This window comes from Acinetobacter sp. YH16032 (assembly GCF_013417345.1).
Classification (GTDB): domain Bacteria; phylum Pseudomonadota; class Gammaproteobacteria; order Pseudomonadales; family Moraxellaceae; genus Acinetobacter.
Window position 1 is genome coordinate 1 of sequence record NZ_VPEE01000114.1, and the last position, 2,171, is coordinate 2,171.

Genomic DNA, 2,171 nt, shown 5'->3' on the forward strand with positions numbered 1-2,171 from the left:
TGCTGAAAATATCGAAAAGAAAATTGAAGCCCAGTTAGAGAAGCTGAAACAGTTAAAAGCACAGAAACAGGCTATTGAAGCAAGAGAACGTACCAAAAAGAAAGAACAGGAGCGCAAGGATGATACTCGGCGTAAAATTTTGCTCGGTTCTTACTTGATTAAGAAAATGCAGGCAAATGAAGCCAATAAAGAAAAAATACTCGCTGAACTCAACGAATATTTAACAGAAAATAGAGATCGACAGCTTTTTGATTTGCCCGACATTGAAGCCTAATTTTTCTTAGCTGTTTGGTTATTCTGTTCGGCTTGATACTCGGGAATGAGCGTATTTAAAACCTTTTGAATATTGTCTTTGTCCTCTATCTGCAAATTATCCCGATAGTAAATTAAGTCCTGTATTTTGCTTTCCATCTGCATTTTTTCGGTGGGTTCGGCATCTTTGGATAGTCGGGATAATAGGAAGATATAACCGCATATATTTTCCCTCGCAATTTCATAATTTACGATGTCGAGGTATTCAACGGTCACATGCTTTAGATCGGTTGATAGGTTATTTAATTTAATCATGGCTGAAATCCTGATTTTTCTAAAATTGGATAAAGCTCTCTGAATTTTTCAGGCTCTAAAAGCATATCAGCGATACGAATAGCAAATTGTTGGTAGCTTTCTGTACCTTGTGAATATTTCCCCATTTCAGGCATTTCTGACATTTTATTCGCAAATAAATGGCGTTGTGCATCGGTCATTTTTATAAAAAAATCAGGCGTGTTTGGATCTCTTTTTGCTTCAACTTTTGGCTGTTGTTTTTGCTTAAATTTGAAAGAAAAACCTGAAATGATCCGTCCTTTTTTATGCTGTTCATACGTTACAGTAATATCAGTATGCTCATTAATTTGTTTAATTGATGGTTCAAGCACACGCTTTTTAAAGTCACTCATGGCGGTGTATTCACTATCAACAAGACCTAATCTGTTTCTAAACTCACTAAGTTCTAGTTGTGGAACTTTTCCAACTTCACGCCAAGCAATCAGCAATTCATAAAGCCTAGTGGCGTATTTACTGGTTAGGTGAGCAACTTGTTTAGCTTCATATTTTGTAAAGTGTTCTTCCAATCGTGTGATTAAAGGCACTACATCAGGAGCAAAAGTAATTTCTAACAATGCTAGGTCATCTACATAAAATATACGGCTTACCCAGCGAGATCGAACAATGCCGACTTTGCCTGTTTTTTTATATTCGGCTGTATAACTAAATTGACGATTAAACAGATTATTTACAGCTTCTCTCAAAGCTTTATATGACGCATCGGCAGATACATTGAATAGCTTGGCGTAGTCACTAGCATGTATTTCCAGTTTACTATCCGCAGTGATTCCTTGTCCCGATTCTCTAGCATTAATGATAGCTAGCATGATCAAACGTTGTTCCGTTAGCTCTAGGTTGTAACTGGCATTTATTAGAGCATTATCTTTCACGACTAAACTATTTTTCATAAGAAGAACTTATTATTATCTAATTAAAGGACAATGTAATCTAATATCTTTTTAAGGTCAATATTTATAATGTCTTTTAATTAAGAGCAAATGTCCGTTTATACAAGAGCAAATGTCCGTTTATACAAGAGCAAATGTCCGTTTATACAAGAGCAAATGTCCGTTTATATAGTCTGTAACACTTACTACACAAGGGTTTCAACCTGTCTAAAAGCATTAAAAGCTTTAAAAATAATTAAAAGCCTTTCGAGAGGGGAGTGCTTAAAACTGCCCTATGTACTCGCTAAAGCTCGTACTCTATTGAAGCTCGTTCCTCGCTTCGTGGGGCAGTTTTTGGTTAATCCTGTTTGTGAAATCTAAAAGCAAAAGCATTGGTAATGTATTCGCTTCGCTCATACTTTTTGAAAAGCAAAAGCTCCAAAGTTCGCACCCATTCGGGATGCTCTGTACCTACCGTTTAAAATCGAAAGGGAGCTTGTAATCAGAGAAAAGGCGAGCGTGAAATTTTGATGATGCTCAATCGCTCGTAGACACTCGCTCGGTTCTTATTATCTAGGTTTTAATTATTTAATGGAGCTAATCAAAGTTGTGAAACATTGATCAAAGAATAGGCGTGGAACGTGAAAAATCATAAAAAAAGCCCACCTTGGGGAAGATGAGCTATCAACTAGAAACTAC

At 36.3% G+C, this 2,171-nt stretch carries 3 protein-coding genes; 1 reads left to right on the forward strand and 2 read right to left on the reverse strand.

Going from position 1 to position 2,171, the window contains the following annotated elements; all coding sequences use genetic code 11:
• Positions 1–274, forward strand: a 274-nt coding sequence (locus tag FTV32_RS16660; RefSeq protein WP_180012538.1) for a mobilization protein, incomplete at its 5' end; no start/stop codon positions are given.
• Here FTV32_RS16660 and FTV32_RS16665 read toward each other — a convergent pair.
• Together FTV32_RS16665 and repM are read right to left on the reverse strand one after the other, a co-directional pair.
• The gene (locus FTV32_RS16665) at positions 271–567 is read right to left on the reverse strand and encodes a hypothetical protein (protein ID WP_032072979.1); all 297 of its coding nucleotides are present in this window, start codon (positions 565–567) and stop codon (positions 271–273) included. The genes FTV32_RS16660 and FTV32_RS16665 overlap by 4 nt on opposite strands.
• Positions 564–1,493 (reverse strand): replication initiation protein RepM, encoded by a 930-nt coding sequence (gene repM / locus FTV32_RS16670; RefSeq protein WP_004871874.1) that lies wholly within the window; start codon positions 1,491–1,493, stop codon positions 564–566. The genes FTV32_RS16665 and repM overlap by 4 nt, the downstream gene beginning before the upstream one ends.
• Between the last annotated feature and the right edge of the window lie 678 nt (positions 1,494–2,171).

What these genes read in the sequence shown, in the direction of transcription:
- FTV32_RS16665 (WP_032072979.1), bottom strand. Translation starts at nt 567, where the DNA reads ATGATTAAATTAAATAACCTATCAACCGATCTAAAGCATGTGACCGTT.
- repM (WP_004871874.1), bottom strand. Translation starts at nt 1,493, where the DNA reads ATGAAAAATAGTTTAGTCGTGAAAGATAATGCTCTAATAAATGCCAGT.